Raw genomic sequence first — 25,350 nt, 5'->3', positions numbered from 1 at the left:
GACATGGGCGTGGAGCACGGCTTCGTCCGCAAGGCCGGCGCCTGGTACACGTACGAGGGCGACCAGCTCGGCCAGGGCAAGGAGAACTCCCGCAACTTCCTCAAGGACAACCCCGACCTGGCCAACGAGATCGAGAAGAAGATCCTCGACAAGCTCGGCGTCGGTGTGCGTCCGGAGGAAGCCGTGGCGGAGCCCGCAGCCGCTGCCGCGAGTGCTCCGGCCGACGGGGCGGCCAAGTCGGTACCCGCCCCGGCCGCCAAGGCGAAGCCCGCCAAGACCGCAGCGGCCAAGAGCTAGGCCGTGACGCGCCGCACGGAATGGCCGGACACCGACGCAGGTGGGGGGCCCGGCCCCGAGTACGCCGCAGAGCCGTCCCGGGGCACCCCGGAGCCCGGCCGGAGGGCCGGGTTCGGCGAGGGGGCGGGCCGTCGTTCCCGCTCCCGTTCCACAGACAGCGGTTCCCCTTCCTCGTCGAGGGCCGAGAGAGGGGAACCGCGAGACCCGGTCGAGCAGGCGCGCAATATCTGTCTCAGGTTGCTGACCGGGACCCCGCGCACCCGTAAGCAGTTGGCTGACGCGCTGCGTAAGCGGGAGATTCCCGACGAGGCGGCGGAGGAAGTGCTCTCGCGGTTCGAGGACGTGGGGCTGATCGACGACGCGGCGTTCGCGGACGCCTGGGTCGAGTCCCGTCACCACGGCAGAGGGCTGGCCCGTCGTGCCCTCGTGCGCGAGCTGCGGACCAAGGGGGTGGACCCGGCGGTGATCGACGAGGCGGTAGGGCAGCTCGACCTCGAGCAGGAGGAGGAGACCGCCAGGGAGCTGGTCGCGCGGAAGCTCCGCTCCACCCGTGGGCTGGACCGTGACAAGCGTCTGCGTCGGCTCGCGGGCATGCTCGCCCGCAAGGGTTACGGCGAAGGGATGGCCCTGCGCGTGGTGCGCCAGGCGATCGAGGCGGAGGGGGAGGACACGGAAGGGCTGGACGAGCCCTTCTGACCGGCGCCGGGGGAGGCAGGCCGGCGCCGCGGTGACGGAGGGGGCCACCGCGGCCGCGGCCACCGTCGGTGGCTGCGCTCGGCCGCCGACCGGGTCAGTCCGCTCGAGGGAGCGGCCACCTGCGGGCCGGGGAGCCCCACGGTCGAGCTCAGTGCCCTGCGAGGGAGGCCCGGCGGATGGTGGCGTCGATCAGCCCCAGAGCGTCTGCGGCGGTACGGCCCGGCTGACGGTTCCAGGGGCCGATCAGGCCGGTCCAGCCCACCGAGCGCAACTCGGTGATGAGCCAGGCGCCGGCGCGGTCGACGGTGTCGAGCGATCCGTAGCCGAGCCGGTGGGCCGTCAGCATGGCCCCGCAGAGGCAGCGGGCGCCACGGGCATCGCGCAGGCGGTAGGGGGTGTTCTGCCACCCCCACTCGGTCAGGATCTGCCGGGCGTAGCCGAGGTGGACGGACGGACGGACATCGGGCTGTCCGACGCGGCGCCACGCGTGCAGCCGCTCGGGCAGCACCGCGCCGAGACGCCCGGGGAGAGGACGCTCCTGAGGTTGCCGCGCGGGCAGCGTCCGCAGCGAGTCCTCGATGAGCCGGTCGACGGGTACGGACAGCAGGTCCCGCCAGTCGGCCGGGTACGCGGCCCGGGACGCACCGCCCGGTCCGGATGCGGGGGGTGAGGGCTCCGGGGCGGTGCGCTCCCAGCCTGTGACAATGTGCTGCCAGGCGTCGGTGTCGTGGAGCCGGGATACCTGTGCGTCGAGTCGGTCCGGGCTGAGCTGAGCGGTTTCCATCGGCGCGACATCTCCGTACATTCCGATCCTCAGTGATGAGGCGAATGTCCGTCGCGCGCGGCGATTGCTCCACCGGAGAGCAGCGTTCGGGTGGGGTCGGGAGCCATTCGGTGCCGCGTGGAGCCGAACAGTCGAACAGCCGGTGACAGTGCCACCGGCTGTTCCGTCGGAGTGCGTTTACGGTCGGAGGGAGACCGGGAGCCCGGCTGCGCGCCAGGCCTGGAAACCGCCGGTCAGATCCGTGGCCCTGTGCAGACCCAGTCGGCGCAGGGAGGCCACCGCGAGGCTCGAGGCGTAGCCCTCGTTGCAGATCACCACGATCCGCAGGTCATGGCTCACCGCCTGCGGGGCACGGTGGCTGCCCCGAGGATCCAGCCGCCACTCCAGCTCGTTGCGCTCGACCACCAGGGCTCCGGGGATCAGGCCGTCCTTCTCGCGCAGCGCCGCATAGCGGATGTCGACCAGCAGCGCACCTTCGGCAGCTGCCGCTGCCGCCTCAGCGGGGCCGACCCGCTCGTAACCCGACCGCACCCGGGCGAGCAGTTGATCGATGCCCTGCGGTCCCCCAGGGCCCTGGTCCCCGGCGCTCACTGCCAGTCCTCGGGGCGCTCGGTCTGCTCCAGGCGCAGCACCGCTCCCGTACGGCTGTAGCGGCGGATCTGCGGCAGGGGCGGGTGGTACGCGTGTACCGACACGGCGTGCTCGTGGCCGGACTCGTTGAGGACCTCGTGGACATGGTGCCGGCCGAAGGCCCTGCCCCGGCCGGTCGCCAGGAGCCGGGTCCGGTCGATGCCCTCGCTCAGTTCGAGGGTCTTCCAGCCGTCGGTGGGAAGCCGGGCGGCCAACGAGTGTTCCCGGAGGGCGCCTGCGGCTACGGTGAACGCACCCGTCGAATCGGCGTGGTCGTGCCAGCCGGTTCCGGTACCGGGAGGCCAGCCGATCAGCCAGGCTTCGCTGCCGCCGGGACCGTCGAGCCGGAGCCAGGTGCGTCCCTCGGGATCGAGGGGGAGCGAGGCGACGAGGGCGCTGTCCTGCGCGGTCCGGCGGACGAAGTCGAGCAGTTCCGCTGCGGTCGGCGCCGGCGGCTCGGTGGGGGTGTCGACGGCGGGCGCGGGCAGGGAAGAAGAGGGCAGAGGAGAAGAAGGCACAGGGACCGTCCTGAGAGTTCGCGTGGAAGCACGGCCGGGCGGGAACAGCTGGGCGTGCCGGGAGAGGCGATTCAGCAGGACGGGCGACACACGCAGCCCGCATAGCGGAGAAGGTCCATATGGACCCGCCGCCACAGGCGCACATCGGTGTCGGTCATGATCTGGAGTACACCATGTGCGCCTGCGGCGGTCAATTGACGTCCGCGGTCCGGTCGGAGCTTGCGGTAGCGCGCGGTTGGCCGTCGTGCGCCGTGTCCGAACCACCCCCGCACGCCGCGTCGGCCGCCGCGAGGAGCTCGGCGGGCCGCACCCCGCTGAAGGCGGCCACGAGATGCCCGTCCGGCCTGACCAACAGCACCGTATGGGCCGTTGCCCCCGGGTAGCTCTCGGTCACCAGCAGCTCCGCCTTCACCGGGAGGGCGTCCACGGCGTCGACGAGCCGGGGCATGACCCCCGCGGTCAGCCAGTGGCGCCTGTCCCACACCCCGGTGCCCGGAGCGACCAGGATCACCAGCAGGTGCCCCAGGCCCAGCCGTTCGCGCAACCGCACCGTCCCCCCGTCGGGTGCGGTCACCCGCACATCGACGACCGGTGCGCCGGGAGCCGTACCCACGGCCGTGTGCGCCTCGGCGTGTGGAGGTGAGAGGGGGGAGTGCGCGTACGAAGGGGGCGCGCCCAGGGGCCCGCATCCCAGATGGCCATCAGCCAGCAAGGTGTCGTGCCCGCGCGCGGCGCCGGGTACCAGAGTCCGGAGGCCCGCCCCGCCCCGCAGTATCGGAAGCGACTGGTCGGCGGCGCGAAGCCGGGCTGCCACCGCGGCTCTGCGCTCGGCCTGGTAGCTGTCGAGCAGGAGGTCGGAGGCGCCCTGGTGCCAGGCCTGCGCCAGCTTCCAGGCGAGGTTCTCGGCGTCGCGCATCCCCTCGTCCAGGCCCTGTGTGCCGAGCGCGCCCAGCAGGTGGGCGGCGTCCCCCGCGAGGAAGGCACGCTCGGACCGCCACCGCCTGGCCAGCCGGTGGTGCAGGGTGTACACGCCGGTGTCCAGCAGTTCATAGGCCGGCGTCTCACCGCACCAGCCCTCGAGGGTGTCCCGGATCCGGGTGATCAGGGCGTCGGGAGTGACGAGTTCGCCGCGCGGTGGCAGAAGCCAGTCCAGCCGCCAGACCCCGTCGGGCAGTGGCCGCGCGGTGACTTCGGCACCACCCGTACGCCAGGGCGGGGCCCGGTGCAGCAGGGCCTCGCCGGGCCAGGGCAGCTGTGCGCGGAGGGCCGCGACCGCGTGCCGTTCCACCGCCGTACGGCCGGGGAACCTGATGTCCAGGAGCTTGCGTACGGTGGACCGGGCGCCGTCGCAGCCCACCAGGTAACTCCCGCGCCACCAGGTCGATCCCGGCTCCCGGGTGTGCACCGTGACGCCGTGGGGATCCTGCTCCAGGGCGTCGATCCTGCTGAACGGCACCATGGTGACCAGGTCCTGCGCGACGACTGCGGCCCGCAGCCCTCCGGTGAGCGCGTGCTGGGGCAGATGGACGGGCGAGGGCAGCGGAACGATGCCGTCCTCCTCGCCGAGCGGGACCGCCCGCACCAGTTGTTTACGCCGCACCGACCGCCAGCCGGCCCACCGCAGCCCTTCGTCCCTGAGTGTCGAGCAGCCGAGCCTTTCCACCAGGTCCGCGGTGTCCTCGCGCAGCACGACGGTGCGGGCGGGACGCGGGTCTTCCTCTCCCGGCCCCTCGTCGAGCAGGACGGTGGGAACACCCTGCGCCGCGAGGGCCAGCGACAGCGCCAGGCCGACGGGCCCGGCGCCGACGACGATCACCGGGTCCACGTCGTGAACCCTCCGGTGCCGATCGTGCGGTTCGCGAAGGCCGTCGCGAAGGGAATGGGGGCAGCGGGGGCCGTGGAGCTCGCAGGGCGGGGAGGAGGCGCGGCGGCGGTGCTTCGGGACGCGATCACAGAACGAATGCAACCCACTGCCGCTGCCTGCGTCAAGCGACGGGGTGACGGGGTGCCCACGTCGCCGCCCCACGCAACCCGTGCAGCTCCCGAGCCTCCGCCGTCCCAGGAGCCCGGGTGCCCTCGCGCGCGGGCGCGGGAAGAGCCGGCGCGGCTCAGGAAACCAGGGCAGCCCGCCGGTGTACCGGCGGGCTGCCCTGGACTGGAGGACGGGGATACGCGCGCGTCACCTCTCGCGGGAGCTGTTCGGCGCGTGGCCCGTCAGTTCGTCTTGTCGGTCTTGCCGATCTCCTCGGGGCCGCCTGAGGGGCCGCCTGCGGGGCCGTCCTCGGGGAGGGGGCCCGAGGTGCTGCCGGCGGCAGGGACGCCCGGCGTCTCGGCGGCGGGAGCCACCGCGATGCCGGTCTTGGCCCGCCGTCCGCGCTTCTCGATCCAGGTGGCGAGCGCCGACAGGAGCAGACACATCGCCACGTAGATCGTGCCGATGACGGCGATGGTCGAGACGTACGGGTACTGGGAGTTGACCTGCGTGTTGGAGGCGATCAGACGTGCCGTCTGGAGCAGCTCCGGGTACAGGATGATGAAGCCGAGCGAGGTGTCCTTGAGGGTCACCACCAGCTGGCTGATGATCGTCGGCAGCATCGCGCGGATCGCCTGGGGCATCAGCACGGTGACCATGACCTGAGTCTTGCTCATCCCGAGGGCGTACGCGGCCTCGCTCTGGCCCCGGGGCACGGAGTTGACGCCCGCACGCAGTACCTCGGCCTGGACGCAGCCGTTGTAGACCGACAGTCCGAGGGCCAGGGCCCACATCGAGTAGTCGGTGAGGAAGCCGACCCAGATGGCGTAGATGGTGATCAGCAGCGGGATCGAGCGGAAGAGCTCGATGAACGTGGTGGCGAACCAGCGGACCGGCCTGTGGTCGGAGAGCCGGCCCACGGCCAGCAGCACGCCGAGGATCAGTGACCCGACTGCCGCCAGACCGAAGGCCTTGAGGGTGGCGAGCACGGCGTCGCCGATGTTCTGCCGGATGCCCGCGTAGTTGAAGATGTCCCACATCTCGGGGGCGAGGTGCCCCTTGTCGGACAGTCGCACCACGCTGACCGCGATCAGGGCCAGGATCGCCAGGCTTCCGACCACGGCGTAGATCCGGTTGCGGACAGCGGCCTTGGGGCCCGGTGCGTCGTAGAGAACGCTGGCGCTCATCGGGCGACCTCCATGCGGCGCTCCAGCAGCCGGAAGAGACCGCTGATGGCGAACGTGACGACCAGGTAGCCGAGGGCCACCCAGATGAAGACGGGCGTGATCTCGTAGCCCCGGTCACTCATCAGCTTCTGCCAGCCGAAGAGTTCGGTGACGCTGAAGGCTCCGGCGATCGCCGAGTTCTTCGTGAGAGCGATGAAGATGCTGCTCAGCGGCGGGATGACGGACCTGGTGGCCTGCGGGAGAACCACGATCCGCAGGGTCTGGGCGAACGTCATTCCGATGGAGCGCGCGGCCTCGGCCTGCCCCAGGGGGACGGTGTTGATGCCCGAACGGACCGCTTCGCACACGAAGGAGGAGGTGTAGAAGCCGAGTGCCAGGGAGCCGAGCAGGAAGGGGCTCATCCCCGGGAAGAGGATCTCCGGCACCACGAAGAAGAAGATCAGGAAGAGGAGGGTCAGCGGGGTGTTGCGCAACAGGGTCACCCAGGCGGTGCCGAAGATGCGCAGCGGTGGTACGGGGGACACCCGGCAGCCGGCGACGGCGACACCCAGGACAAGGGCGATGACCGAACTGATGACGGTGATCGACACAGTGCCTATGAAGCCGTCGCGGAATTCCGGGAAGTTGTCGAGCAATACGTTCATGGGGTCTCCGCGTCGGCGGTCAGCGGCATCAGGGCAGGGGGGAGGGGCGTCCCGTACGCCGGCGTGCTCAATTACGGCGGCGTACGGGACGCTTCACTCACGCGGGATGGCGTCAGTGACGGGACGTCAGCGACTGAACCGGGTCAGTAGCGCTCGATGGCCGGCGGCTCGGTGAACTCCGAACCGGACAGACCCAGGGTCGCCTCGTAGATCTTCTGGTACGTGCCGTCCTGGACGTGCGTCTCGAGCGACTTGTTGATCGCCTCGCGGAGCGTCTTGTCGGCCTTGTCCAGGCCGATGCCGTAGGGCTCGTCCGTGAACGGCTTGCCGACGACCTTCAGCTTGCCGGAGTTGGCGGCGGCGTAGCCCTTGAGGATCGAGTCGTCGGTGGTGACGGCGTCGACCTGCTTGGTCAGGAGCTGCTGCACGCAGTCCGAGTACTTGGCCAGCTCGACGACCTGAGCGCCGTACTCCGGCTTCTTGATCTCCTGGAGCGGCGTGGAACCGACGATCGAGCAGACCTTCTTGTCCTTCACCGACTCCTTGCCGGTGATGGAGGTCTCGTCCTTGCGCACCAGCAGGTCCGCGCCGGCCTTGTAGTACGGGCCCGCGAAGCCGACCTGCTTCTTGCGCTCGTCGTTGATCGTGTAGGTGCCGACGAAGTAGTCGACCTGGCCCTTGGAGATGGCCGTCTCACGGATGCCGGAGTCGACGGTCTTCCACTCGATCTGCTTCTCCGAGAAGCCGAGGTCGGCCGCGATCATCTTGGCGATCTCGATGTCGAAGCCGGAGCGCTCCTTGGTCGACTGGTCCTCGAAGCCGAGGTACGGCTGGTCGGCCTTGGCACCGATGATCAGCTTGCCGCGCTTCTTCGCCTCCTTGAAGACGGGCGAGTCCAGGTCGACACCGGTCGCGACGGTGTACGTCGGCAGCTTCGGGGCTTCCGACGAACCCGGCTTGACGCCCGACGGCTTGTCGCCGGCGGAGCCTTCCTTGCCGCCGCACGCGGTCGCGGTCAGGGCGAGCACAGCGATGGCCGCAACGGCGGCCGACTTGCGGAGCTTCATGTCAACAATCCTCGTGTCGTGAGTCGTCGTAGGTCATCGGTATCAGTGGTGCAGGATCTTCGACAGGAAGTCCTTGGCCCGGTCGCTGCGCGGATTGCTGAAGAACGAGTCGGGAGTCGCCTCCTCGACGATCTTCCCGTCCGCCATGAAGACCACGCGGTTCGCGGCCGAACGGGCAAAGCCCATCTCGTGGGTGACGACGACCATGGTCATCCCCTCCCGGGCCAGCTGCTGCATGACCTCGAGCACCTCGTTGATCATCTCCGGGTCGAGCGCCGACGTGGGCTCGTCGAAGAGCATGACCTTCGGGTCCATCGCCAGCGCACGGGCGATCGCGACGCGCTGCTGCTGGCCGCCGGAGAGCTGCGCGGGGTACTTGTCCGCCTGCACACCGACCCCTACGCGGTCGAGCAGGGCCCGGGCCTTCTCCTCGGCGGTCTTCTTGTCGGTCCCGCGGACCTTGACCTGGCCCAGCATCACGTTCTCGAGCACCGTCTTGTGCGCGAAGAGATTGAACGACTGGAAGACCATGCCGACATCGGCACGCAGTCTGGCCAGCTCCTTGCCCTCCTGGGGCAGCGGCTTGCCGTCGATCGTTATCGCGCCCGAGTCGATGGTCTCCAAGCGGTTGATCGTGCGGCACAGCGTGGACTTCCCGGACCCGGAGGGTCCGATGACTACGACGACCTCGCCGCTGGCGATGGTCAGATCGATGTCCTGGAGCACATGCAGCGCGCCGAAGTGCTTGTTGACGTTGCTCAGTACGACAAGGTCGTCACCCGCGGGTGCGGCATCCTCGGCGGCCTTGGTCACTGAAACTCCGCTCATCGGCTTCATGCTCCGTCCTCCTCGGTTAGGAGGACCCTAGAGACGCAGTGCTACCAGCGTCATTACATCTGAGCGAGAATTGAGCATAACGATCCGGCCGCAACCGGACACACCACGTGAACGGGACGCCACGGGACGCTCGCCGGAGTACCGGGTGGGTAACGGAAACCTGGTGGTAACGGGGAGGGACTTGACTGACACACCTGTCATCAGCGTGGATGCCTGGTACGGGAATGACGTGAATCGCTGCTGTACGGCAAGGTCCGCCAGGTGGAACACCGGTGGACCGTCACGCACCGTCCGTCGCCGTCACGTACGAAGAACATGTCTGGACACGAAGGAAACAGGGGGGCCATGAGGCTGCTGCTCGTCGAGGACGACGACCACGTCGCGGCTGCTCTGTCCGCTGTGCTCGCACGGCACGGTTTCCAGGTCGTGCACGCCCGCAGCGGCGAGGAGGCCCTGCGGGCGCTGCTGCCCGCCGACAAGGAGCCCTTCGGCGTCGTACTCCTGGATCTCGGTCTGCCCGACCAGGACGGCTACGAGGTGTGCGGCAAGATCCGCAAGCGCTCGGCGATCCCGGTGATCATGGTGACCGCGCGCTCCGACGTCCGCTCGCGGATCCACGGACTCAACCTCGGCGCCGACGACTACGTCGTGAAGCCGTACGACACCGGCGAGCTCCTGGCCCGGATCCACGCCGTCGCCCGGCGTGGGACCGCGGGGGAGGACACCGGGCCGACCCCGCTCGCGGCCCTGCGGATCGGTCCCGTCCGCATCGAGCTGCCCACCCGCAAGGTCAGCGTCGAGGACCAGGAAGTCCAGCTCACCCGCAAGGAGTTCGACCTGCTCGCGCTGCTCGCACAGCGCCCCGGTGTGGTCTTCCGCCGGGAACAGATCATCAGCGAGGTGTGGCGGACCAGCTGGGAGGGGACGGGACGCACCCTCGAGGTGCACATCGCGTCGCTGCGTTCCAAGCTGCGGCTTCCCGCACTGATCGAGACCGTACGAGGCGTCGGCTACCGGCTCGTCCCCCCGCCGGCCTGAGGAATCGACGCTCCCCGTGCGCACCCGCCTGCTCCCCCTGCTCATCATCCTGATGAGCGCCGTGCTGCTCGCCCTCGGCTTCCCGCTGGCCGTGCGCGAGGCCGCCGCCGAACAGCAGCGGGTCGTCATCGACCGCATCGACGACACCGCACGGTTCGGCGCGCTGGCCCAGTTCGTCGACGAGCCCGTCCGGGGCGCCGAGGAGCGGCAGCGGATCCTGCAGACCGAACTCGAGGCCTACGAATCGGTGTACGGGATCCGGGTCGGGGTCTTCTACCGGGACGACAGGGCCCTGGCCAAGGCCCCCACCTCCTGGGCCCTGCCCACCGAGGGGGAAGGCCGTGAGGCCTTCGCGGAGGCCCTCCTGGGCCGCCGCTCCCACGATCCGCCCCAGGTCTGGCCCTGGCAGAACGGCCGGATCGTCGTCGCGTCCCCCGTCGTACGCGACGGAGACGTGATCGCCGTGGTCGTGACCGACTCGCCCACCGGAGACATGCGCTCCCGGACGCTGCGCGGCTGGCTGCTCATCGCCCTCGGCGAGGCCGTGGCCCTGCTGGTGGCGGTCGGCGCCGCGTTCCGTCTGACCGGGTGGGTGCTCCTGCCCGTACGGGTCCTGGACGCCGCCGCCCACGACATAGCGAGCGGCCGGATGAGGTCGCGTGTCGTCACGTCGGGCGGACCTTCGGAGCTCCGCCGGCTGGCCCGCTCCTTCAACGAGATGGCCGACAACGTCGAGGACGTGCTGGAGCAGCAACGCGCCTTCGTGGCCGACGCCTCGCACCAACTGCGCAACCCCCTGGCCGCGCTCCTGCTCCGGATCGAGCTCCTCGCCCTGGAACTTCCCGAGGGCAACGAGGAGATCGCCTCGGTCCGTACGGAAGGCAAGCGTCTCGCGCAGGTCCTGGACGACCTGCTGGACCTGGCGCTGGCCGAGCACACCGAGGCGGATCTCCAGCTCACGGATATTGCCGCCCTCGCCGCCGAACGGGTCGCTTCATGGCGTCCGCTGGCCGAGGAGAGGGGTGTACGTCTGACGCTGGACGGGGTGTCCGCGGTGACCGGCTGGGCGGATCCGATCGCCCTGTCCAGTGCACTGGACGCCGTCATCGACAACGCGCTGAAATTCACCCCCGAGGGTCAGGAGGTCCGGGTCACGGCGGGATCCGACGGAGAGGGCGCCACGGTCGCCGTCGCCGACCGGGGACCCGGGCTGACCGAGCAGGAGCTGGAGCGCGTCGGTGACCGCTTCTGGCGCAGCGGGCGGCACCAGAACGTCAAGGGATCAGGACTCGGCCTCTCGATCTCGCGCGCTCTGCTCGCGGCGGGCGGCGGATCGATCCGCTACGAAACGCACGAGCCGCACGGCCTGCGGGTCACGGTCACGGTGCCGCGCAACACTCCGCAGGTGTGAGACCCGTGCGGACCGTCAGGGCTTGGCCGAGCGGTAGTAGCGCCTGGCTCCTTCGTGCAGCGGCAGCGGATCGGTGTAGATCGCGGTCCGCAGGTCCACCAGCTGTGCCGAGTGGACCTCGCGGCCGATCCTGTCCCGGCTGTCGATCACGGTCCGGGTGAACGCCTCGGTCGTCAGCGGATCCGTGCGGTCCGTGGTGATCAGCAGATTGGAGACCGCGACCGTCCGCACGGCCTGCCCCTGCTGCGCGTGCAGATAGGCGTCGGCCGGCATCACGGCCGAGCGGTAGTAGCGCGTGGACCCGCCGGCCGACTGGAGCTCGGTGATCAGCGCTTCGTCCAGCGGGACCAGCCGGATCGCGAACTTCTCCGAGAGGTCCTCCACCGCTCCGGTCGGCAGCCCGCCGGACCAGAAGAAGGCGTCCAGCCGCCCGTCCACCAGCCTCGCCGGCATCGTGTCGATCCCGGCCCGGACGGGAGTGATGTCATTCTCCGGGTCGACGCCCGCCGCGTTCATCAGCCGGTCCGCGACGAGCAGCACCCCCGACCCGGTCTGCCCCACACCGACCCGCTTGCCTCGCAGATCGGCGACCTCACGGATATCGGAGTCCCGGGGGACGATCAGCTGGACGTAGTCGTCGTAGAGACGGACGCAGCCGCGCAGCCGCTCACCGCCCGGTTTCCCGCTCTGCAGGTAGGTGGCCACGGCGTCGGCGGTGGCGATCGTGAAGTCGGCCTCGCCCGCCGCGACCCGTTCGATGTTCTGCTGCGACCCCTCGCTGGTCTGCAGCTGTATCGACACCTTGGGCATGTCCTTGGCGAGCGCGCCCTCCAGCCGCTGGCCGTAGCGCTGGTACACCCCGCTCCGTACGCCGGTGGAGAAGGTGAGCGAACCGCTCGGTTCCTCCTCGCCGATCGGGAGCACCCACCACAGCAGCAGTCCGAGCACGGCCACGGCGGCGGCGCCCCCTTGGAGGGTGCGCCGCCGGCCGGGCCGGGACAGTGCGTGCAACATGGTGCGATCCTGCCACTCCGCCGTCCCCGACGGCCAGGGAGGGGCGGAGCGCCCTTACTCCGGCGGGGTCGGGGTGTCGGGGCCCTGGAACATGGTCTGGATGTCCAGCTCCAGCTGAATCGTGGGCCCGACGATGGCGATGCCGCGGGCGAGCATGTTGCGCCAGTTCAGGGTGTAGTCCTCGCGGTGCAGCTCGGCGGTGGCTCGCGCCGCACAGCGCAGTTCCTCGCCGTAACCACCGTTGACCGCGCCCAGGTACTGCGTGTCCAGGGAGACGGAGCGGCTCACGCCGTGCATCGTCAGCCCGCCTTGGACGGTCCAGTTGTTGCCGCCCCGGTAGACGAACCGCCTGCTGACGAAATGGAGGTACGGGTAGTTCTCCACATCGAGGAAGTCGGCCGACCGCAGATGGTTGTCCCTGGTCTTGTTGCCGGTGGAGATACTCGAAGCGTCGATGCGTATCTCGACCTGGGAGTCCTCGACGGACGGTGCGACCCGGACGCCGCCCTCGAAGGAGGTGAAGCGGCCGTGCACATTGGCCATGCCGACGTGCTTGGCGATGAAGCGGATCGCGGTGTGCGGCGGGTCGAAGAGCCAGGTGCCGGGCGCCGGGGGTTCCAGCTGCCGGGCGACGTCCAGCTGCACGCGGCCCATCGACAGGGTCTCGCCCGCGGCGATGTCGAAGGCCCAGCTGGCCGGCTGCATGCCTTCGGCCGTCATGAGCAGGCGGTAGTCGCCCGTGGGCAGAGCGGCGACGAACAAACCGAACAGGTCGGTGGTTCCCTTCGCCGCGGTCCGGGCCGAGTCCTGGGACTTGATCGTGATCTCGGCTCCGCTGAGCGGCTGCCCCATGGGGTCGACGACCTCGCAGGTGACCGTTCCAGCCCCGGGAGGCACGGGAAAGGTGAATCTCGCACCACCGCCGGAGGCCGTCTTGGATCGCCTGCTGCGGAGGAGGGAGAGGACCATCACGTGAACCTTTCGAGGGCGGAAGGATCAGCATAGAAACAGACCGGAGCGATTCGTTCAACAGCCCCCGGTCCCGCTGTCCGTCCCGGACGGCTCGCGCTGCTCCCCTGCTGAGGCTCCGGGCGTACGGTCGGGCCCCGGCCACCGCCTACCCTTGTTCCATGACCAGCGGCAACCGGAGCGAAGCAGTGGACGTCCAGAAGAGCTACGAGGTGCGCACCTACGGGTGCCAGATGAACGTCCACGACTCCGAACGTTTGTCGGGTCTGCTGGAGGGCGCCGGATACGTGCGCGCCCCCGAGGGATCCGACGGCGACGCCGATGTCGTCGTCTTCAACACCTGTGCGGTCCGCGAGAACGCCGACAACAAGCTCTACGGCAACCTGGGCCGTCTCGCACCGATGAAGACGAAGCGCCCCGGGATGCAGATCGCCGTGGGCGGCTGCCTGGCGCAGAAGGACCGCGACACCATCGTCCGGCGGGCCCCCTGGGTGGACGTCGTCTTCGGTACGCACAACATCGGCAAACTGCCGGTGCTGCTGGAGCGTGCCCGGGTCCAGGAGGAGGCGCAGGTCGAGATCGCCGAGTCCCTGGAGGCGTTCCCCTCGACGCTGCCCACCCGTCGCGAGTCCGCGTACGCCGCGTGGGTGTCGATCTCCGTGGGCTGCAACAACACCTGCACCTTCTGCATCGTCCCCGCGCTGAGGGGCAAGGAGAAGGACCGCCGCACCGGCGACATCCTGGCCGAGATCGAGGCCCTCGTCGCCGAGGGGGTGAGCGAGATCACCCTGCTCGGTCAGAACGTGAACGCCTACGGTTCCGACATCGGCGACCGCGAGGCCTTCTCCAAGCTGCTGCGGGCCTGCGGCTCGATCGAGGGCCTGGAGCGTGTCCGCTTCACCTCGCCCCACCCGCGCGACTTCACCGACGACGTGATCGCGGCGATGGCCGAGACGCCGAACGTGATGCCCCAGCTGCACATGCCGATGCAGTCCGGCTCGGACACGATCCTCAAGGCCATGCGCCGCTCGTACCGCCAGGAGCGCTTCCTCGGGATCATCGAGAAGGTGCGCGCCGCGATGCCGGACGCCGCCATCTCCACCGACATCATCGTCGGCTTCCCCGGGGAGACCGAGGAGGACTTCGAGCAGACCATGCACGCCGTGCGCGAGGCCCGCTTCACGAACGCCTTCACCTTCCAGTACTCCAAGCGTCCCGGGACCCCGGCCGCCGACATGGAGGGGCAGATCCCCAAGGAGGTCGTCCAGGAGCGCTACATGCGCCTGTCCGCCCTCCAGGAGGAGATCTCCTGGGAGGAGAACAAGAAGCAGGTCGGCCGCGTCCTGGAGGTCATGGTCGCCGAGGGCGAGGGCCGCAAGGACGGTGCCACGCACCGGCTCTCCGGCCGCGCGCCCGACAACCGCCTGGTCCACTTCACCAAGCCGGCCGAGGACGTACGCCCCGGGGACGTGGTGACCGTCGAGGTCACCTACGCCGCCCCGCACCACCTGCTCGCCGAGGGAGCGCCGCTGGGCGTCCGGCGCACCCGGTCGGGAGACGCCTGGGCGAAGCGCACCGCGACCCCGGCCGACCGGCCCGCCGGAGTCATGCTGGGCCTGCCCGGCATCGGCGCACCCGCCCCGCTGGCCCCGGCCGCCACCCCGGGGTGCGGCTGCGACTGAGTACGCTGGCCGGCATGCTTGTCGCCGCCGCCGTCTGTCCCTGTCCGCCGATCCTGGTCCCCGAGGTGGCCGCGGGAGCCGGGCCCGAGCTCGATGCCGCGAGGAACGCGAGCCTCGACGCGCTGGGAGTCCTCGCCGCAGCCCGGCCCGGTCTGCTCATCGTGGCCGGGCCCGCAGGACCGGAGGAGCGGGGGTCCTTCCTCCCTGGTTCGGCCGGCTCCTTCGCCGGGTTCGGCGTCGATCTGACCGTGCGCCTGGGTGAGGCGCCCGCCGGAGCCCCCGCACCGCGGCGCCCGCTCCCGGGCTCCCTCGCCGTCGGCGCCTGGCTGCTGTCCAGGGCGCGGTGGGACGGTGCTCCGGTCGAAGGGTTCGGGGTGGGGGAGTCTCTCGCCACCGACCTGTGCCTGCGGACCGGAGCCGATCTGGCGGCGCGGGCCGACCGCGTCGCCCTGCTGGTCATGGGCGACGGCAGTGCCTGCCGCACGGTCAAGGCGCCCGGCTACCTGGACGAGCGGGCGGCGGGCTTCGACGCCGAGGCGTCCCGGGCGCTGGGCGGTGCGGACGTGGACGCGCTGACCGCTCTGGACGAGTCACTGGCGTACGAACTGAAGGTGGCCGGCCGGGCGCCCTGGCAGGTGCTCGCGGGCGCGGCCCGGGGCGCGGGACTCGGCGGACAGCTGTTGTACGAGGACGCCCCGTACGGCGTGGGATACACCGTGGCGGCCTGGTCATGACCTCGCCGCCGGCCGTGCACCGACACGGGTGAGGGCCGTGGAGCGATCGCTCCACGGCCCTCGATTCCGACGGTGCCCGGATCAGGTGGCGGGCGGCGGCGGTGGTGTACCGCCCTCGTTCTTCTGGCCGAGGCGGTCGACCGCCTCCTTCGCCTTCTGGGTGCCGGTCACGATCTTGTCGCTGTACTTGCCCTTGGTCCTTTGGTCGACCGTGCGGGCGGCCTTGTCGAGGCCTTGGTCGATCTTGTCCCCGTGCTGCTGCGCGAGGTCGCCGACCTTTTCCTTGGCCGGGGCCAGCTTGGCCTTCAGGTTGTCCAGGAAACCCATGGGTCACCTTCCGTGCTGGGGGACTGTGATCACATTTTACCCGTCCGCGGGCAAACGCGCGTGACTCGCCGCGTCCGCCCGCGGCCCCGGAGCGGCCGTCGGCACCCGGACGCGCGTGGATCACTCGTCGTCCTCCGGTCGGGACGCGCCTCGAAGTTTGGGAGACTGTCCCGGTGAGAAGATCAGCCCCCACCCCCCGCGTCATCACCGTCGTCGGTCCCACGGCGGCCGGAAAGTCCGATCTGGGTGTGTTCCTCGCCCAGCAGCTCGGCGGGGAAGTGGTCAATGCCGACTCGATGCAGCTCTACCGGGGCATGGACATCGGCACGGCGAAGCTGTCTCCTCCCGAGCGTGCCGGCGTGCCGCACCACCTGCTGGACATCTGGGACGTGACCGAGGCCGCGAGCGTCGCCGAGTACCAGCGGCGCGCCCGCACCGAGATCGACCGGCTGCTGGCCGACGGACGGACTCCGGTCCTGGTGGGCGGCTCGGGGCTCTACGTGAAGGGCGCGATCGACGCCCTCGAATTCCCGGGAACGGACCCCGACGTCCGCGCCAGGCTCGAACAGGAGCTGACGGAGCACGGCTCCGGGGCACTGCACGCCCGGCTGGCCGCCGCGGACCCCGCCGCCGCCCGCGCCATCCTGGCCGGAAACGGGCGCCGTATCGTCCGCGCCCTGGAGGTCATCGAGATCACGGGCAAGCCCTTCACCGCCAACCTCCCGGGAGAGGAAGCGGTCTACGACGCCCTGCAGATCGGTGTGGACGTGGGGCGCCCCGAACTCGACGAGCGGATCCGCACCCGTGTGGACCGGATGTGGGAGGCCGGGCTCGTCGACGAGGTGCGCGACCTGGAGGCCAGGGGACTGCGCGAGGGCCGCACGGCCTCACGTGCGCTCGGCTATCAGCAGGTGCTCGCGGCGCTCGCCGGGGAGTGCACCGAGAGCGAGGCGCGCGCGGAGACCGTACGCGCCACCAAACGCTTCGCACGCCGTCAGGACTCGTGGTTCCGGCGCGACCCGCGCGTCCGGTGGCTGAGTGGTGCCGATGAACAGCGCGGGGAACTCCCGCAGCGGGCGCTGGCGTTGGTCGAACGAGCGGTCACAGCCTGATCACGTGATGGCATCGGGAAGCTCCGCCCGTCATTTCGGCGGCCGGTGCCGTGCCATCATCGAGCATCGATCGACCAGTGGAGTCCGAGTTGGGAGGGCGCGTGGCGATGGAGGCCGGCCCTCGCGACACAGACCGAGACGCACCGGACACGCAGCACGAGACGGGACGCCTGAGTCCTGACGGACCGGACGAGACCGAGGTGACCCCCGAGGTCGAGGTCGAGCTCCGCCCCGCCCGCCGGCTGCGGATCTGGCAGCTCGCCCCGATCGTGGGGCTGGCGGCGGTGGGATCCCTCATGTTCGCCTTCCCGCTCGCCTTCGAGTTCGGCGGCGGCGGCGCCGTCGTGGCGATGCTCGGCCTGCTGATCAGCTGCTGCGCGGCGGGCTGGGGCATGATGGCCGCGCGCCGCGTGGGCCACACCTGGCCGGGACTGCCCGCAAGGGGATCGAACGTACGCCCCGACTGGCGTGTGATCGCGCTGTACGTCGCCGTGTGTGCCGGCCTGGTGGCCCTGGCCGTCTGGCGTGTGGCCCGCCTCCGCTCCTGAGCCGGGGCCCGGCAGGTGGCGCCGGTCGGTGGGCCGCGCGGACCGTCGGTGGGGCCTCGTACAGTTGGAACCGTGAGCACTTCGCAGATGACCTTCCTCAAGGGCCACGGCACCGAGAACGACTTCGTGATCGTTCCCGACCCGGACAACGCCCTCGACCTGCCGGTTTCCCTCGTCGCCCGGCTCTGCGACCGCCGGGCCGGCGTCGGGGGCGACGGGTTGCTGCACGTCGTGCGTTCCGAGGCGCACCCCGAGGCGCGCGGCATGGCCGGGCAGGCCGAGTGGTTCATGGACTACCGCAACGCGGACGGCTCGGTCGCCGAGATGTGCGGCAACGGGGTGCGCGTGTTCGCCCGCTACCTGCAGCGCGCCGGGCTCGTCGAGGAGGGCGATCTGGCCGTCGCGACCCGGGGCGGGGTCAAGCGGGTGCACATCGCCAAGGACGGCGACATCACGGTCTCCATGGGCCGGGCCGTGCTGCCCGAGGACGGTGTCACGGTCACCGTGGACGGCCGTAGCTGGGAGGCCCGCAACGTCGGCATGGGCAATCCGCACGCCGTCGCGTTCGTCGAGGACCTGGATCACGCCGGCGAGCTCCGCTCCGTGCCGTCGTTCGGCCCGCGGTCCGTGTATCCGGACGGCGTCAACATTGAATTCGTCGCGGACCGCGGGCCCCGGCACGTCGCGATGCGCGTCCACGAGCGCGGTTCCGGCGAGACCCGGTCCTGCGGCACGGGCGCGTGCGCGGTGGCCGTCGCCGCCGCCCGCAGGGACGGCCTGGACCCGGCGGAGACCGGATCCCCGGCCACGTACACCGTGGACCTGCCCGGAGGCACCCTGGTGATCACCGAATACCCGGACGGCGGGATCGACATGACGGGACCCGCCGTGATCGTCGCGGAAGGCGTGATCGACCCCACCTGGCTCGAAACGATGATCGGTTAGAACCTCGCTCGAATGGGTGATCCGTTTCACGCTGGGCAAGAGCGGGACTGCGCCACGTGGTGGGGTCGATAGCATCAAGCACCGGCCCGGAGGTGTACCCGCACCTCCCCACCGCCGGTCGACGTTGCCGGAGGTGCGTGCCCCATGAGCGCAGAGGCCACCGATCCAGGTGCTCCGCTTCGCAAGCGCGGTCGTTCACGGATGGATCTGCGCAGGCTGGGCCGTGTGGCCCTGCTCGGGCCGGTCTCCCGCGACCGGCTGCCCGACGCCATCGGGCATGTCGCGGAGGCCCATCGGGCGCACTACCCGGACGCCGACCTCACCATTCTGCGCGAGGCCTACGTCCTGGCCGAGTCCTCCCACCGCGGCCAGATGCGCAAGAGCGGTGAGCCGTACATCACCCACCCGCTTGCCGTGACCCTGATCCTCGCCGAACTCGGCGCGGAGACCACGACGTTGACGGCCTCGCTCCTCCACGACACGGTCGAGGACACCGAGGTGACCCTCGATCAGGTGCGCGAGGAGTTCGGCGACGAGGTCTGCTACCTGGTCGACGGCGTCACCAAGCTCGAGAAGGTCGACTACGGGGCCGCCGCCGAGCCCGAGACCTTCCGCAAGATGCTCGTCGCCACCGGGAACGACGTCCGTGTCATGTCGATCAAGCTGGCCGACCGGCTGCACAACATGCGGACCCTCGGGGTCATGCGCCCCGAGAAGCAGGCCAGGATCGCCAAGGTCACCCGGGACGTGCTCATCCCGCTCGCCGAACGCCTCGGTGTCCAGGCACTCAAGACGGAGCTGGAGGACCTCGTCTTCGCCATCCTGCACCCGGAGGAGTACGCGCGCACCCAGACCCTGCTGTCCGCCTGGAGCGGTGCGCAGGACCCGCTCACGGGGATCGCGGACGCCGTCACCTCGACGCTGCGGGAGGCCGGCATCAGCGCCGCGGTGCGCATCAGGCCGCGCCACGTCGTCTCGGTGCACCGGGTGAGGGCCAAACGCGGGGAGATGAGGGGCACCGACTTCGGACGGCTGCTGGTGCTGGTGGGGGAGGACGCCGACTGTTACGCGGTCCTGGGCGAACTGCACACCTGCTTCACCCCGGTGATCTCCGAGTTCAAGGACTTCATCGCGGCGCCCAAGTTCAACCTCTACCAGTCGTTGCACACCGCGGTCGTCGGGCCCGAGGGCGCGGTGGCCGAAGTCCTCATCCGCACGCACCGGATGCACAAGGTCGCCGAGGCGGGCGTCGTCGCACTCGGCAACCCGTACACCCAGGACGGCACCACCGCGCACCAGGCCGAACCCGCCGACGGCGAGCGCGCCGACCCGACCAGGCCCGGCTGGCTCTCCCGCCTCCTGGACTGGCAGGAAGCAGCGACCGACTCCGACACCTTCTGGGCCACGCTGCGCGCCGACCTCGCCCAGGACCGGGAGGTCACGGTCTTCCGCACCGACGGCGGGACGCTGGGACTGCCCGCGGGAGCCAGCTGCGTCGACGCCGCCTACGCGCAGTACGGCGACGAGGCGCACGGGTGCATCGGAGCCCGCGTCAACGGTCGGCTGGCCACGCTCAGCACCGTACTGAACGACGGCGACACCGTGCAGCTGCTGCTCGCCCAGGACACCTCGTCCGGCCCCTCCCCGGAGTGGCTCGACCACGCGCGCACTCCCGGCGCGCGGATCGCGATCACGACGTGGCTCGACGCCCATCCGGACGCCGCCCAGGTACCGCACCGAAGCAGGCCCGACGCGCCGAGGCCGCAGCCCCAGCCCGCCGACGGCACACCGTACGGCCGGGGCAGGGCCGGCCGGGATCCGAGCGTGGCCGTCGAACCGCCGGGTGCGCCGGTCCGTCTCGCGGGCTGCTGCACCCCCGTTCCGCCCGACGCCATCGTCGGGTTCACGGTGCGCGGCGGGGCCGTCACCGTGCACCGCGAGGAGTGCCCGGCGGTGGCCCGGATGCGGGAGATCGGACGGGCGGCCGTCGAGGCCCGCTGGAACGACTCCGACGACTGGAGCGGTACCGCCGACTACCGGGTCACCCTCGTCGCCGAGTCCTTCGGGCGTCCCCGGCTCCTCGCCGATCTCACGGAGGCCATCGCGACGGCCGACGCGGCCATCGTCTCGGCGACCGTCGAGCCGCCCAGCGAACAGCGAGTCCGGCACACCTACACGCTGCAGCTGCCGGACGCGGCGGGGCTGCCCGGCCTCATGCGCGCCATGCGCGACGTACCCGGGGTGTACGACGTGAGCCGCGCCCAGCAGCCCGCCGCCACCGGCTGACGCCGCCGCCCCTTGCCGCTCCCCGGCGACCCCGTTCGGGTGGTGCGGCGCGCGCCACCCCCGTGCGGGCGGTGCGCGCTGGTAGCGGTAGTCCATGCCGCTCACCTCACGCCGACTGCGTGCCGCACTGCTGGCCACCGCGTCGGTCACCCTCGTCGCCGCCACCCTGCCCGCGCCCGAACCGCTCGGCATCGGCGACCGTCTGTTCCCGCACCTCGGCAACCCGGGCTACGACGTCCTCTCCTACGACATCTCGCTCACCTACAAGGGCAGCAACACCGAGCCCCTGGAAGCCGTCACCACGATCGACGCGCGGACCACCGCGCCCCTGGAGCGGATCAATCTCGACTTCACCCGGGGTGCCGTCCGGTCCGTCGAAGTCGACGGGCTGCTCGCGGAGTTCGCCACGGCGGGCGAGGACCTGATCGTGGATGCTCCCGCCCGGCTCCCCGCCGGTGTGCCCGTACGGGTCACCGTCCGGCACACGAGCGATCCCTCGGGCGACCGGGCCAACGGGGGCTGGGTCCCGACCGCCGACGGTCTCGCGATGGCCAACCAGGCGGACGCCGCCCACCGGGTCTTCCCGAGTAACGACCACCCCGCGGACAAGGCGTACTTCACCTTCCGGGTGACCGCGCCGAAGGACCTCACGGTCGTGGCCGGCGGCCTCCCCGCAGGCAAGCGGGAGCACGCGGGCGCGACCACCTGGACCTACCGCACCGCGCACCCGATGGCGACGGAACTGGCCCAGGTGTCCATCGGCCGCTCAGCCGTCCCGCGCCGCACCGGACCGGGCGGACTGCCGGTACGCGACGTGGTGCCCGCAGCCGACCGCGAGAAGCTGGAACCCTGGCTCGCGAAGACCCCGGCGCAGCTGGCCTGGATGGAGAAGCAGGTCGGCCCGTACCCCTTCGAGACGTACGGGCTGCTGGTCGCGGACACCGAGACGGGCTTCGAGCTGGAGACACAGACGCTCTCGCTCTTCGAACGCTCGCTGTTCACCGGGACCGGACATCCCGAGTGGTACGTCGACTCGATCATGGTCCACGAGCTCGCCCACCAGTGGTTCGGCAACAGCGTCTCCCCTCGGTCCTGGTCCGACCTGTGGCTCAACGAGGGGCACGCCACCTGGTACGAGGCACGGTACGCCGAGGAACACGCGCAGAAGCCGATGGAGCGGCGGATGCGTGAGGCCTACGCCCGCTCCGACACGTGGCGCGCCGCCGGCGGTCCGCCCGCCCGCCCGGACGTCCCGAGCCCCGACCACAAGATCAGCTTGTTCAGGCCCGTGGTGTACGACGGCAGCGCGCTCATCCTGTACGCGCTGCGCGAGGAGATCGGCGAAGCCGCGTTCGACCGTCTGGAGCGGACCTGGGTGCGTGCCCACCGGGACGGATCGGCGACCACCCGGCAGTTCACGGACCTGGCGGCGAGGATCGCGGGACGGGACCTGACGGAGTTCTTCGACGGGTGGCTGTACGGGAAGAAGACGCCCCCCATGCCGGGGCACCCGGACTGGACCAGCGAGACGCCTCGCAACGCCGTGCCCGCGCAGGGCCCGGCGCGGGCACCGAAACCCGAGTGACGAGCCGGACGGGCACATGCCACTATCGACGCGTCGGCACGGCGGCCGGCCGGTGGATCCCCCGGGGAATCTTCCGGCGGGGTCACGCGTTGTGACTGATGTAACGGACTTCTATCGACGTAAGGATCCAATGACCTCCTCTTCTTCCCTTCCCCAGGACGCGCAGGACGCGCAGAGCGCCACGGAAGCCACCTCCGAGAGCCTCAACGAGAGCCTTCGGGCCGACGCCCTGATGGAAGAGGACGTCGCCTGGAGCCACGAGATCGACGGAGAGCGGGACGGCGACCAGCTCGACCGCTCCGAGCGTGCGGCGCTGCGCCGCGTGGCAGGTCTCTCCACCGAGCTCGAGGACGTCACCGAGGTCGAGTACCGGCAGCTGCGCCTGGAGCGTGTGGTGCTCGTCGGTGTCTGGACCTCGGGGACCGTCCACGACGCGGAGATCTCCCTCGCGGAGCTCGCGGCTCTCGCCGAGACGGCGGGCGCACAGGTGCTCGATGCGGTGTTCCAGCGGCGCGACAAGCCGGACCCGGCCACCTACATCGGCTCCGGCAAGGCGCTGGAACTGCGCGACATCGTTCTCGAATCGGGGGCCGACACCGTCGTCTGCGACGGTGAGCTCAGCCCCGGCCAGCTGATCCACCTGGAGGACGTCGTCAAGGTCAAGGTGGTCGACAGGACCGCCCTGATCCTCGACATCTTCGCGCAGCACGCCAAGTCCCGTGAGGGCAAGGCGCAGGTGTCGCTGGCACAGATGCAGTACATGCTCCCGCGCCTGCGTGGCTGGGGTCAGTCGCTGTCCCGGCAGATGGGTGGCGGCGGTTCCAGCGGCGGTGGCGGCATGGCCACCCGTGGCCCGGGTGAGACCAAGATCGAGACGGACCGTCGACGGATCCGCGAGAAGATGGCGAAGATGCGCCGGGAGATCGCGGAGATGAAGACCGGGCGTGAGATCAAGCGCCAGGAACGCAAGCGCAACAAGGTGCCTTCGGTGGCGATCGCCGGATACACCAACGCCGGGAAGTCCTCGCTGCTGAACCGGCTGACCGGCGCGGGCGTCCTCGTGGAGAACTCCCTGTTCGCGACCCTCGACCCGACCGTGCGCCGGGCCGAGACGCCGAGCGGGCGGATCTACACGCTGGCCGACACCGTCGGGTTCGTGCGGCACCTTCCCCACCACCTGGTGGAGGCTTTCCGTTCCACCATGGAGGAGGTCGGCGAATCCGACCTGATCCTGCATGTGGTGGACGGCTCCCACCCGGTGCCGGAGGAGCAGCTCGCCGCCGTGCGTCAGGTGATCAGGGAGGTCGGCGCGGTCGACGTCCGCGAGATCGTCGTGATCAACAAGGCGGACGCCGCGGACCCGCTCGTACTGCAGCGACTGCTGCGCACGGAGAAGCACGCGATCGCGGTGTCGGCGCGGACCGGTGCCGGTATCGACGAGCTGCTCGCGCTCATCGACTCCGAGCTGCCGCGGCCGTCGGTGGAGATCGAGGCGCTCGTGCCCTACATCCAGGGCGGACTCGTCTCCCGGGTGCACGCCGAGGGCGAGGTGGTCTCCGAGGAGCACACTCCGGAGGGCACGCTGCTCAAGGCGCGGGTCCACGAGGAGCTCGCGGCGGAGCTCGCGATGTTCGTCCCGGTGGCTCACTGACGGGCAGAGGAACACAAGGAAGCCGGGCTCCCCTCGACGAGGGGAGCCCGGCTTCCTTGTGTTCCCCTCTACGAGGGGAGCCCTCGGTCCTACCGGCCGGCGTACTTCTTGCTGACGGCCTCGTAGATGCCCTTGGCCTCCTGGCCCAGGCGGGGGCCGGCCAGCCAGCCGGCGGTCACCGGGCCGATGGAGGTGTTGGAGACCAGGGCAGGCTCACCGTTCCGGCCCTCGGCGACCCAGCCGCCGCCGGAGGAACCACCGGTCATGGTGCAGCCGATCCGGTACATCGTCGGCTGCTGTTCGAAGACGGCGAGGCGGCCCGGCTTGTCGGCGCACTGCAGCGCCTTCTGGCCCTCGAACGGCGGGGCCGCCGGATAGCCGGTCGCCGTCATGCTGTCGATCTCGGGCACGGCCGGGGCGTCGAACTCGACCGGGAGCGCGGAACCGACGGTCTCCTCCAGGGACTTGCCGGTCGAGCCCTTCTCGGGAGCGACCTGCAGCACCGCGAAGTCGTACGGAGCTCCCTGGCCGCCGGTCGCGGCGCCCTGGCTGATCCACTGCTCGGAGGTCTGGGCCCACTGGCCCCACCACACGCCGTACGGAGCGATCTCGTCCTTGGACGCGTTCTCCAGCTCGGCCGTCGACATCCCGCTGTCGTTGTACGAGGGGACGAAGGCGATGTTGCGGTACCAGCCGCCGCTCTTGCCCGCGTGCACACAGTGCCCGGCCGTCCAGACCATGTTGGACTTGCCCGGGTGGGCCGGGTCCTGCACCACGGTCGCCGAGCAGACCATCGAACCCTGGGGTCCGTCGAACAGCAGCTTGCCGGACTCCGGCGCACTGTCGTGGTACGGAGTCCGCAGGTCCGCAGCCTCGACCGGTGCGGGGGTCGGGTCCGTCACGCCCTCGTCGCCGGAGATGTCGTTGTCGACCGGGTTCTCCGGGGGCTTGTCGGCCTCCCGCATCCGGTCCGGGTCCCAGAGGTCCTCGATGATGGGGTTGACGTAGTCCTTTGCCTCACGCAGCCACTTGTCCTTGTCCCAGTTCTTCCACTCGCCGCCCCTCCACTTGTCGAGGTCGATCCCGTGCTCCTTGAGCCGGTCCTTGAGATCGTCCGGGATCACGACCTTTCCGTCGGAGGACTGGCCGGTGGAACTGCTCGGCTCGCTGATCGCCCCGTCCTCCTCCGGTCCGCAGGCGGCGGCGGTGAGCGTCAGGACAGCGGCGAGGGCGGCTGCGGCGAACACCCGGGGGGTGCGGCGGAGGCTCCCTCCGCGGTGTGCGGTATCGATCGGGCGCATGGGTCGCATCTGGTGATCCCCCTGGGACTTCGTCACTGACTTCGGTACTGCACTGCGGACTCGGGGTGTGCGGCACGGCCTGCGGACCACGGCACACGCTCCTCCGTCCCGAGCG

Annotated in this window: 24 protein-coding genes and 1 pseudogene; 12 read left to right on the top strand and 13 right to left on the bottom strand. The window is 70.6% G+C overall.

The features are described 5' to 3' along the window. Positions 1-297: pseudogene (locus tag ABT001_RS25375) on the top strand (recombinase RecA); the annotation flags it as partial. A 3-nt stretch (positions 298-300) separates the two neighbouring features. After that, the gene (gene recX / locus ABT001_RS25370) at positions 301-993 is read left to right on the top strand and encodes a recombination regulator RecX (RefSeq protein WP_351281668.1); all 693 of its coding nucleotides are present in this window, start codon (positions 301-303) and stop codon (positions 991-993) included. A gap of 148 nt (positions 994-1,141) precedes the next feature. On the opposite strand, the gene ABT001_RS25365 is transcribed toward recX, so the two are convergent. The 9 genes from ABT001_RS25365 to ABT001_RS25325 all read right to left on the bottom strand — a co-directional run bounded on the left by ABT001_RS25365 (position 1,142) and on the right by ABT001_RS25325 (position 8,623). Further along, entirely contained in the window at positions 1,142-1,777 is a 636-nt protein-coding gene (locus ABT001_RS25365; protein ID WP_351281665.1) for a DUF6197 family protein, read from the bottom strand. A 177-nt stretch (positions 1,778-1,954) separates the two neighbouring features. Continuing rightward, entirely contained in the window at positions 1,955-2,368 is a 414-nt protein-coding gene (locus ABT001_RS25360) for a rhodanese-like domain-containing protein (RefSeq protein WP_351281662.1), read from the bottom strand. Next, entirely contained in the window at positions 2,365-2,925 is a 561-nt protein-coding gene (locus ABT001_RS25355; RefSeq protein ID WP_502967518.1) for a cupin domain-containing protein, read from the bottom strand. The genes ABT001_RS25360 and ABT001_RS25355 overlap by 4 nt, the downstream gene beginning before the upstream one ends. 71 nt (positions 2,926-2,996) lie before the next feature. Continuing rightward, positions 2,997-3,044, bottom strand: coding sequence for a hypothetical protein (locus ABT001_RS36125; protein WP_311314449.1), 48 nt, complete (start codon positions 3,042-3,044; stop codon positions 2,997-2,999). A 71-nt stretch (positions 3,045-3,115) separates the two neighbouring features. Continuing rightward, a complete protein-coding gene (locus tag ABT001_RS25345) occupies positions 3,116-4,750 on the bottom strand; it encodes an FAD-dependent monooxygenase (protein ID WP_351281660.1) in 1,635 nt (544 codons plus the stop codon). A gap of 389 nt (positions 4,751-5,139) precedes the next feature. Continuing rightward, positions 5,140-6,084 (bottom strand): amino acid ABC transporter permease, encoded by a 945-nt coding sequence (locus tag ABT001_RS25340; RefSeq protein ID WP_351281657.1) that lies wholly within the window; start codon positions 6,082-6,084, stop codon positions 5,140-5,142. After that, on the bottom strand, positions 6,081-6,728 hold the full coding sequence (locus tag ABT001_RS25335) for an amino acid ABC transporter permease (RefSeq protein WP_351281654.1): 648 nt from the start codon (positions 6,726-6,728) through the stop codon (positions 6,081-6,083). Before ABT001_RS25335 ends, ABT001_RS25340 begins: the two co-directional genes overlap by 4 nt. Positions 6,729-6,871: 143 nt before the next feature. Further along, entirely contained in the window at positions 6,872-7,795 is a 924-nt protein-coding gene (locus ABT001_RS25330) for a glutamate ABC transporter substrate-binding protein (RefSeq protein WP_351281652.1), read from the bottom strand. 42 nt (positions 7,796-7,837) lie between these two features. Continuing rightward, complete coding sequence (locus ABT001_RS25325) at positions 7,838-8,623, bottom strand: amino acid ABC transporter ATP-binding protein (RefSeq protein WP_351281650.1); 786 nt, start codon at positions 8,621-8,623, stop codon at positions 7,838-7,840. A 354-nt stretch (positions 8,624-8,977) separates the two neighbouring features. On the opposite strand from ABT001_RS25325, the gene ABT001_RS25320 reads away from it, so the two are divergent. Beyond that, on the top strand, positions 8,978-9,670 hold the full coding sequence (locus tag ABT001_RS25320) for a response regulator transcription factor (protein ID WP_351281647.1): 693 nt from the start codon (positions 8,978-8,980) through the stop codon (positions 9,668-9,670). 16 nt (positions 9,671-9,686) lie between these two features. Continuing rightward, positions 9,687-11,081: a sensor histidine kinase gene (locus ABT001_RS25315; protein WP_351281644.1), complete on the top strand. Its 1,395-nt coding sequence runs from the start codon at positions 9,687-9,689 to the stop codon at positions 11,079-11,081. Between the two features lie 15 nt (positions 11,082-11,096). On the opposite strand, the gene ABT001_RS25310 is transcribed toward ABT001_RS25315, so the two are convergent. Together ABT001_RS25310 and ABT001_RS25305 are read right to left on the bottom strand one after the other, a co-directional pair. Beyond that, positions 11,097-12,095, bottom strand: a complete 999-nt coding sequence (locus ABT001_RS25310) for a TAXI family TRAP transporter solute-binding subunit (RefSeq protein ID WP_351281642.1) — start codon at positions 12,093-12,095, stop codon at positions 11,097-11,099. Between the two features lie 54 nt (positions 12,096-12,149). After that, a complete protein-coding gene (locus ABT001_RS25305) occupies positions 12,150-13,064 on the bottom strand; it encodes a YceI family protein (protein ID WP_351281640.1) in 915 nt (304 codons plus the stop codon). A 161-nt stretch (positions 13,065-13,225) separates the two neighbouring features. On the opposite strand from ABT001_RS25305, the gene miaB reads away from it, so the two are divergent. Then, positions 13,226-14,746 (top strand): tRNA (N6-isopentenyl adenosine(37)-C2)-methylthiotransferase MiaB, encoded by a 1,521-nt coding sequence (miaB, locus tag ABT001_RS25300; protein ID WP_351281637.1) that lies wholly within the window; start codon positions 13,226-13,228, stop codon positions 14,744-14,746. Between the two features lie 14 nt (positions 14,747-14,760). After that, positions 14,761-15,480: a class III extradiol dioxygenase subunit B-like domain-containing protein gene (locus ABT001_RS25295; RefSeq protein WP_351281634.1), complete on the top strand. Its 720-nt coding sequence runs from the start codon at positions 14,761-14,763 to the stop codon at positions 15,478-15,480. 81 nt (positions 15,481-15,561) lie between these two features. Here ABT001_RS25295 and ABT001_RS25290 read toward each other — a convergent pair whose 3' ends face one another. Further along, a complete protein-coding gene (locus ABT001_RS25290; protein WP_351281632.1) occupies positions 15,562-15,807 on the bottom strand; it encodes an antitoxin in 246 nt (81 codons plus the stop codon). 173 nt (positions 15,808-15,980) lie between these two features. On the opposite strand from ABT001_RS25290, the gene miaA reads away from it, so the two are divergent. The 6 genes from miaA to hflX all read left to right on the top strand — a co-directional run bounded on the left by miaA (position 15,981) and on the right by hflX (position 23,934). After that, entirely contained in the window at positions 15,981-16,919 is a 939-nt protein-coding gene (gene miaA / locus ABT001_RS25285) for a tRNA (adenosine(37)-N6)-dimethylallyltransferase MiaA (RefSeq protein ID WP_351281629.1), read from the top strand. 107 nt (positions 16,920-17,026) lie between these two features. After that, entirely contained in the window at positions 17,027-17,467 is a 441-nt protein-coding gene (locus ABT001_RS25280) for a hypothetical protein (RefSeq protein ID WP_351281677.1), read from the top strand. A gap of 72 nt (positions 17,468-17,539) precedes the next feature. After that, entirely contained in the window at positions 17,540-18,412 is an 873-nt protein-coding gene (dapF, locus tag ABT001_RS25275) for a diaminopimelate epimerase (RefSeq protein ID WP_351281627.1), read from the top strand. A gap of 144 nt (positions 18,413-18,556) precedes the next feature. Beyond that, complete coding sequence (locus ABT001_RS25270; protein ID WP_351281624.1) at positions 18,557-20,698, top strand: RelA/SpoT family protein; 2,142 nt, start codon at positions 18,557-18,559, stop codon at positions 20,696-20,698. Between the two features lie 94 nt (positions 20,699-20,792). Further along, entirely contained in the window at positions 20,793-22,283 is a 1,491-nt protein-coding gene (locus ABT001_RS25265; protein WP_351281622.1) for a M1 family metallopeptidase, read from the top strand. Positions 22,284-22,413: 130 nt separating this feature from the next. Beyond that, a complete protein-coding gene (gene hflX, locus ABT001_RS25260) occupies positions 22,414-23,934 on the top strand; it encodes a GTPase HflX (RefSeq protein ID WP_351281619.1) in 1,521 nt (506 codons plus the stop codon). 89 nt (positions 23,935-24,023) lie between these two features. Here hflX and ABT001_RS25255 read toward each other — a convergent pair whose 3' ends face one another. Next, the gene (locus ABT001_RS25255; protein ID WP_351281617.1) at positions 24,024-25,235 is read right to left on the bottom strand and encodes a trypsin-like serine peptidase; all 1,212 of its coding nucleotides are present in this window, start codon (positions 25,233-25,235) and stop codon (positions 24,024-24,026) included. Positions 25,236-25,350: the final 115 nt, after the last annotated feature.

This window comes from Streptomyces sp. NPDC002793, assembly GCF_040295485.1.
GTDB lineage: Bacteria > Actinomycetota > Actinomycetes > Streptomycetales > Streptomycetaceae > Streptomyces.
Note: the sequence above shows the minus strand (reverse complement) of the source record. Positions and strands in the feature narration are given on the sequence as shown.